Here is a 7,681-nt window from a genome sequence, read left to right on the forward strand (position 1 = left end):
GAGAACAGTGATGAACGAATATCTGCATGTAACCCGCAACGGACAGGTGCTTGAGATCGTCCTGGACCGTCCCAAGGGCAACGCCATCGATGCCAAGCTGAGCCGCGAAATGGGCAAAGTGTTCGCCGAGTTCCGCGATGACCCCGAGATGCGCGTGGCCATTCTGACTGGTGCCGGCGAGAAGTTTTTCTGCGGCGGCTGGGACCTGAATGCCGTGGCCGAGGGTGAAGAGTACACCGGTGACTTCGGGGAAGGCGGCTTCGGTGGCTTCCCGGAAATGGACAGCCTGCTCAAGCCGGTGATCTGCGCCGTTAACGGTTACGCCCTGGGTGCCGGCTTCGAGATGCTGCTGCGCGCTGACTTTGTATTGGCCTCCGATAATGCCCAGTTCTGGCTGCCGGAAGCTCAGGTGGGGGTGGCGCCGGATATCGCTACCTTCCTGCTGCCCAAAATGATGTCCCGCGTACAGGCGATGGAGCTGCTGCTGACCGGCAAGCGCCTGACCGCTCAGGACGCGGCTGATCTGGGCCTGATCAACAGCGTCGTGCCCCAGGCACAGCTGATGGACGAAGCGCGCCAGCTGGCCCAGCGCATTCTCAAGTCTGCTCCGCTGTCCGTGGCCGCCATCAAGGAAGTGGTGCGCGAGACGGAGAAGCTGTCGTTCAACGAAAGCTACCGCGAGCTGCGTGCCGGAACCTGGCCTGAATTCCGCAAGATGCTGGCCAGCTCCGACGCCACCGAAGGTGCCAAGGCGTTCCAGGAAGGCCGTGAGCCGGAATGGCAGGGCGCCTGAGTCAGCGCATCCGTACATACACCAATAAGAAACACTTTTGATTTGAGGTAAGCCATCATGGATTTCCAACTGACTGAAGAACACCAGATGCTGATCGACTCCGTCAGCGCCTTTGTCGAGAAAGAGCTGCTGCCATACGAAGCCGAAGTCGAGGCCAAGGGTGAAGTCTCCCCCGAGCTGGCCGAGCAGATTCGCAACAAGGCACTGGAAGCCGGCTTCTACGCCTTCAACATGCCGGAAGAGGTCGGTGGCCCCGGTCTGGATTACGTGTCTCAGGCGCTGATCGAGCGTGAACTGTCCAAGGTCAGCTGGGCGCTGCATGTCTACGTGGCGCGTCCGAGCAAGATCCTGATGGCTTGCACCGGGCACCAGATCGAAGAGTACCTGCTGCCCTGCGTACGTGGTGAACGCAGCGACTGCTTTGCCCTGACCGAGCCGGATGCCGGTTCCGATGCGGCCGGTATCAAGACCCGTGCGGTGCGTGACGGCGACGATTTCGTACTCAAGGGCAGCAAGCACTTTATCAGCCACGCCGGCGATGCCGATTTTGCCATCGTGTTCGCCGTGACCGGCACCCATGAAGTCAATGGTCGTCAGCGCAACGAAGTGACCGCCTTCCTGGTCGACACCGACACTCCGGGGCTGGATATCCGCCGTGGCCCGACCTGTGTCAGCAACCGTGGTTACCACCAGTACGAACTCTTCTTCGATGACTGCCGCGTACCGGCCAGCAAGGTGCTGGGCGAAGTCGGCAAGGGCTGGGCTGTTGCCAACGACTGGCTGACCGCTGGTCGCGTGATGGTTGCCGCCAACTGTGTTGGTCAGGCGCAGCGTGCCATGGATCTGTCGGTCGGCTGGGCTGCCGAGCGCAAGCAGTTCGGTCAGGTGATCGGCAAGAACCAGGGTGTCTCCTTCAAGCTGGCGGATATGGCCACCAACATCCGTGCCGCGGACCTGCTGACCCTGTTCACCGCGCAGAAGATGGATCTGGGCACCATGACCGACGGCGATGCTGGCATGGCCAAGCTGTTTGCCAGCGAAACCCTGGCCAAGGTGTCCGACGAAGCGGTGCAGATCTTCGGTGGCATGGGCCTGATGGACGAGTTGCCGCTGGAGCGTATCTGGCGTAATGCCCGTATCGAGCGCATCTGGGAGGGTACGTCCGAGATTCAGCGCCACATCATCTCCCGTGAGCTGCTGCGTAACGCTGAAGCCTGAAACCCAACTCTCTGAACCGGGACAGAAGGAGCCGAACATGTACGACTGTATCCAGCTGGTGTGCGATCAAGGTATTGCCACCCTGACGATCGATCGTCCAGCCGAGCTCAATGCCATTTCTGAAGCCGCGTTCGGTGAACTCAAGCAGGCCCTGCTGGGCCTGCATGACAACCCGGATCTGCGCGTGGTGATTCTGAAAGGCAACGGTAAGGCGTTTTGTGCCGGCGGCGATATCGTTTTTTTTGCTGAGTTGATTCGGTTGCCGGCGTCTCAGCGTCCGGCTGCGGTGCGCCGCTATATCGGCCTGGCGCATGAGGTGGTCGAGCTGTTGGCGGGTCTGAAGGTGCCGCTGCTGGTGGTGGTTCAGGGGGCCGCGGCGGGCTTCGGCCTCAGCCTCTGCTGTCTGGCCGATCTGCTGGTGGCCAGCGACAACAGCCGTTTTGTGCCGGCTTATATCGGTCTCGGGGCAACCCCGGATGGTGGCTTGAGCTACAACCTGCCAAGGCTGATCGGCGCAGGCCGGGCCGCGGATCTGCTGCTCAATAACCGCGGTTTCGATGCCGAACAGGCCCAGCAATGGGGCCTTGTCAGCAGTCGTGTCGCTGCCGGGGATCTGGACGCCGAGGTGGCTCGTCTGGCCGGGCAGCTGGGGGCCGGGCCGGGTGTGGCCACGGCCAATACGCTGATGCTGCTGCGCAGCCAGCGGCTGGATGCATTGAGAAAGGTGCTGGACGCGGAGCTGGACAGCTTTGCCGACTGTGCCCAGAGCGATGATTTTGTCGAGGGTGTGACGGCTTTTCTGGAGCGCCGCGCGCCCCGGTTCCTGTCCGCCTGAGAGTACGAACACTACAACAATAAATTGAACCTGGATCTGACCAGGACACGCATCATGAGGAATGAACCATGTTGAAGACACGCGTAACCGAACTTTTCGGTATTGAACATCCGGTGATTCAGGGCGGCATGCAGCGCGTATCCACCGCCGAGCTGGTGGCGGCTGTGGCCAACGCCGGAGGCCTGGGCTTTCTCAGCGCCCTGACTCAGCCGACCCCGGAAGCGCTGGCGCAAGAGATCAAGCGTACTCAGCAGCTGACCGACAAGCCGTTCGGCGTCAACCTGACCATTCTGCCATCAATGACGCCGCCGCCCTATGAAGAGTATGCCCGTGTCATAGTCGAGTCCGGCGTCAAGGTGGTGGAAACCGCCGGACGCAGCCCCGAGCCCTTCATGCCGATGTTTAACGAGGCCGGCGTCAAGGTAGTGCACAAGTGCACCTCTGTTCGTCACGCCAAGAAGGCCGAGCAGGTTGGCTGTGCCGCGGTAACCATCGATGGCTTCGAAGCTGCCGGTCATCCGGGTGAGGACGATATCCCCTCCCTAGTGCTGGTGCCGCGTGCGGTGGAAGAGCTCAGCGTTCCGGTGATCGCCTGTGGCGGTTTCAGTGATGGTCGCAGCCTGGTGGCTGCGCTGTCGCTGGGCGCCGAGGCGATCAGCATGGGTACCCGTTTTGTTGCCACCCAGGAAAGCCCGGCCCACGCCAATCTGAAGCAGCGACTGGTTGAGGCATCCGAGCTGGATACCCAGCTGATCTTCCGCAAGTTCCGCAATACCGCGCGTGTGTTCAAGAACACCGTCTCGGTCGAAGTAGCCAATATCGAGCGCCGCGAAGGGACCGAGTTTGGTGACGTGGCCGAGCTGGTATCGGGCAAGCGTGGCGCGGTGGTACTGGAAAGCGGTGACCTGGAACACGGCATCTGGTGGGCCGGTATCTCGGCGGGCCTGATCCATGACGTGCCGACGGTTGATCAGCTGGTGTCCGGCATCGTTAATGATGCCAAGGCGATCATAAATCAGCGTCTGGCAGCCCTGGTCAAAGCCTGAGTTCGAATGTCGGAGGACTCCTCATGTTGAATCCTGTTTATATCCTGTCAGGTAACCGTACCGCCATCGGCAGTTACGGCGGCAGCCTGAAAAATCATGCGCCCTCGACACTGGCCGCGGCGGTGACCCGTGAAGCTATCGCCCGCTCCGGCGTGGACGCGGAAGTATACGAGCAAGCGGTGTTCGGCAATGTGATCCACACCGAAGCCCGGGACATGTACGTGTCCCGCGTGGCGGCCCTGGAGGCCGGCATGTCGCCCCATTCACGTGCGCTGACGCTCAACCGCCTCTGCGGCAGTGGTCTGCAGGCGATCATCAGTGCCAGCCAGATGCTGCAGCTGGGCGACGCTGAAACAGCCGTGGCTGGAGGTGCCGAAAGCATGAGCCGGGCCGGTTACCTGCTGCCGAACCTGCGTTGGGGGCAGCGGATGGGGGATGCTCAGTCGATCGACATGATGACTGGCGTACTGACCGATCCCTTCGGCAACGGCCATATGGGGGTTACCGCCGAGAATGTGGCGCGCCAGTATGAGATCGATCGCACTCAGCAGGACGCCTATGCGCTGCAGAGCCACAAGCGTGCGGCGGCTGCGATTGCAGCGGGTCACTTTGATACCCAGATCCTGCCGCTGGAGATCAACCCCAAGCGCCCGGGAAAAGTGTTCAGCCGCGATGAGCATGTGCGGCTGGAAGCTTCCATTGAAGACTTCAGCGGCCTGCGCCCGGTGTTCGAGCGTGACGGCAGCGTGACTGCCGGTAACGCCTCGGGCCTGAACGACGGCGCCGCTGCCGTTACCCTGGCGACCGAGGAGGCGGTTAGCCGCCTGGGTGCCACGCCGCTGGCACGGGTGGTGGCTTACGGCCACTCCGGCGTCGCGCCCGAAGTGATGGGGCTGGGGCCGGTGGATGCCGTGCGTCAGGCACTGGCGAAGGCACAGCTGTCACTGGCCGACATCGACCTGATCGAATCGAACGAAGCCTTTGCCGCCCAGGCCTGTGCGGTGGCGTCGATCCTGGAATTCCCGGCCGAGAAGGTCAATCCCAACGGCGGTGCCATCGCCATGGGACACCCGATTGGCGCGACTGGTGCGATTCTGGTGGTCAAGGCTCTGTATGAGCTGCAGCGCACCGGCGGTCGCTACGGCCTGATCACCATGTGTATCGGTGGCGGGCAGGGCATCGCGCTGATCATCGAGCGCATCTGAAACGTCTGACATGACGCTTGTGACAACGATTGCTTCATCCTCATGCACATCAGAATGATGTGAGCGGACCTTGGGGCCAGGGACGGCTCTTTTTTAGCCATGTGAGAGCTAGCCTTATGTTTGCTGGAACAACAATAACACTGCAGCGCAGGGGGGCGGGCATCGTCGAGTTGCGATTCGATGCTGCATCCGCTTCCGTCAACACTTTCAATACCGAGACGTTGGGCGAGCTCAAGACCGTTCTCGATCTGCTGACAGCCGCGTCGGATATTCGCGGTTGCCTGATCACCAGCGGTAAGCCGATGTTTATCGTGGGTGCGGATATTACCGAATTCCAACACCACTTCCGCCGTGATGCGGCGGAACTCAAGGCTTGGGTGCTGGCCTCTCAGGCGCTGTTCAATCAATTGGAAAACCTGCCGTTTCCGACGCTGGCGGCGATCAACGGCATGGCGCTGGGTGGCGGCTTCGAGCTGGCGCTGGCGGCGGATGTACGGGTACTGGCCGATGATACACGTGTCGGCCTGCCGGAAGTCGGTCTGGGTATCTGCCCGGGCTGGGGCGGCACGGTACGCCTGAGCCGTCTGTTGGGCGCGGAAGCCGCGCTGGACTGGATGCTGGATGGCAAACCGCGCAATGCTGCCAAGGCGCTGGCGGCGGGAGCCGTCGACCAGGTCGCGTCCGCTGATCAATTGTATGAGCAGGCGCTGGCAACGCTGCAGCGCCTGATCGATGGCGAGATCGACTACCGCCCATACCGCCAGCGCAAACAGTCGCCGGTTTCACAGGAACCGCTGGAGCATGATGCTTTGCAGGCAGGTGCGGCACAACTGCACAAGAAACTGGACACTCGCTACCCGGCGGCTGGTGCCATTCTGGACAGTGTTGTCCGGCACATCAACCTGCCGTTCACTCAGGCGCTCGAGATCGAAGCGGACTGCTTTGTCGAACTGGCCCGGGGTGATGTTGCCGCTAGCCTGGTCGGCCTGTTCATGAATGATCAGCTGCTGAAGAAACAGGCCCGCCACTGGTGCAAACAGGCCAACCCGGTCAAGCAGGCCGCGGTGCTGGGCGCCGGCATCATGGGCGGCGGCATCGCCTACCAGTCAGCATCTTCCGGTATTCCTATCCGAATGAAGGATATCCGTACCGAGGCGCTGGATCTGGGTTTCGATGCCGCCACCCGCCTGCTGGACAAGCAGGTGGAGCGGGGACGCCTGGACGAGTCGGGCAAGGCCAAAGTGCTCGCTGGCATCACTCCAAGTCTGGATTACAACGGCTTTGATCAGGTGGATCTGGTGGTCGAGGCAGTAGTGGAAAATCCGGCCATCAAGGCCAGCGTGCTGGCCGAGGTAGAGCAGCAGCTGCCTGCGGATGCGGTGCTGGCCTCAAACACTTCGACCATCTCCATCGATCAGCTGGCTCGGGGGCTGGAACGTCCGCAACAGCTGTGTGGCATGCACTTCTTCAATCCGGTGCATCAGATGCCGCTGGTGGAAGTGATTCGCGGCAGCCAGACCAGCGACGCAACCATTGCCCGTACCGTGGCCTATGCGACGGCTCTGGGCAAGACGCCGATCGTGGTCAACGACTGCCCGGGCTTTCTGGTCAATCGCATCCTTTTCCCGTACTTCAACGGCTTCAACCGACTGCTGCTCGACGGTGTCGACTTCCAGCGCATCGATCGTGTCATGGAAGCCTTCGGCTGGCCGATGGGGCCGGGCTATCTGGCGGATGTGGTTGGCATCGACACCATGGTGCATGCCGATCAGGTGTTGCAGGCCGGTTTCCCCGAGCGGATGTTGCACGACGGCGAAGTGATCATGGAAGGCCTGCTGGCGGCCGGCTGTCTGGGCCAGAAAAATGGTCAGGGCTTCTACCTCTACGGCGTTGACGACAATGGCCGTCGCTTCAAGGAACCGAATGGCCAGGCGCGCGAACTCCAGGCGGCGTGCCGGCAGGCTCCGGTTGAGGTCAGCGATGCCGAGATCATCGAGCGTCTGATGGTGCCACTTTGCCTGGAAGCCGTGCGTTGTCTGGAGGACGGTATCGTCGGCAGCGCGGCTGAAGTGGACATGGGTCTGGTGCTGGGGCTGGGCTTCCCGCGCTTCCGTGGCGGCCCGCTGCGCCATATCCAGACGCTGGGGCTGGAGGTCTTCTGTGAGCAGGCCGACCGCCATCTGGGGCAGGGTGAGCTTAATAGGGTCACCGACGAGCTGCGTCAGCGAGCGGCCGAGTCCCGTCCCTTTTACGCCTGAGTCCAGACTCTCTATGCGGGGTCAGCACCGGGCCGCTGACCTTCGCAGGCTCGACAATAATACCCGCCCCGCGCGAGCCGGGGCGCATGAAATCTGAAGTGAGGATTTGATGAAAGTACTCGTAGCTGTAAAGCGCGTCATCGACTACAACGTCAAGGTGCGCGTCAAGTCGGACAACACCGACGTGGATCTGGCCAACGTCAAAATGGCCCTGAACCCCTTCTGTGAAATCGCCGTGGAAGAAGCCGTACGCCTGAAGGAAGCCGGCACGGCCTCTGAAGTGGTCGTCGTGTCCATCGGTCCCAAGGCCTGCCAGGAGCAGATCC

Annotated in this window: 7 protein-coding genes; all 7 read left to right on the plus strand. The window is 61.8% G+C overall.

Annotation, left to right across the window (positions count from 1 at the left end):
* The first annotated feature begins 10 nt into the window (after nt 1-10).
* Nucleotides 11-793 carry an enoyl-CoA hydratase-related protein gene (locus ABD013_RS10915; RefSeq protein ID WP_343805749.1) on the plus strand — a complete coding sequence of 261 codons (783 nt, stop codon included), beginning with the start codon at nt 11-13 and terminating at the stop codon, nt 791-793.
* 57 nt (nt 794-850) lie between these two features.
* Nucleotides 851-2,011, plus strand: coding sequence for an acyl-CoA dehydrogenase family protein (locus ABD013_RS10920; protein WP_343805751.1), 1,161 nt, complete (start codon nt 851-853; stop codon nt 2,009-2,011).
* 37 nt (nt 2,012-2,048) lie between these two features.
* Nucleotides 2,049-2,846, plus strand: coding sequence for an enoyl-CoA hydratase/isomerase family protein (locus ABD013_RS10925; RefSeq protein WP_343805753.1), 798 nt, complete (start codon nt 2,049-2,051; stop codon nt 2,844-2,846).
* A gap of 68 nt (nt 2,847-2,914) precedes the next feature.
* Nucleotides 2,915-3,892 (plus strand): NAD(P)H-dependent flavin oxidoreductase, encoded by a 978-nt coding sequence (locus ABD013_RS10930; RefSeq protein ID WP_343805755.1) that lies wholly within the window; start codon nt 2,915-2,917, stop codon nt 3,890-3,892.
* Nucleotides 3,893-3,915: 23 nt separating this feature from the next.
* Nucleotides 3,916-5,097 carry a beta-ketothiolase BktB gene (gene bktB, locus ABD013_RS10935; protein ID WP_343805757.1) on the plus strand — a complete coding sequence of 394 codons (1,182 nt, stop codon included), beginning with the start codon at nt 3,916-3,918 and terminating at the stop codon, nt 5,095-5,097.
* A 116-nt stretch (nt 5,098-5,213) separates the two neighbouring features.
* Nucleotides 5,214-7,355, plus strand: coding sequence for a fatty acid oxidation complex subunit alpha FadB (gene fadB / locus ABD013_RS10940; RefSeq protein ID WP_343805759.1), 2,142 nt, complete (start codon nt 5,214-5,216; stop codon nt 7,353-7,355).
* Nucleotides 7,356-7,464: 109 nt separating this feature from the next.
* Nucleotides 7,465-7,681, plus strand: a 217-nt coding sequence (locus ABD013_RS10945) for an electron transfer flavoprotein subunit beta/FixA family protein (RefSeq protein WP_425543402.1), incomplete at its 3' end; no start/stop codon positions are given.

This window comes from Marinobacterium maritimum, assembly GCF_039523155.1.
Lineage (GTDB): Bacteria > Pseudomonadota > Gammaproteobacteria > Pseudomonadales > Balneatricaceae > Marinobacterium > Marinobacterium maritimum.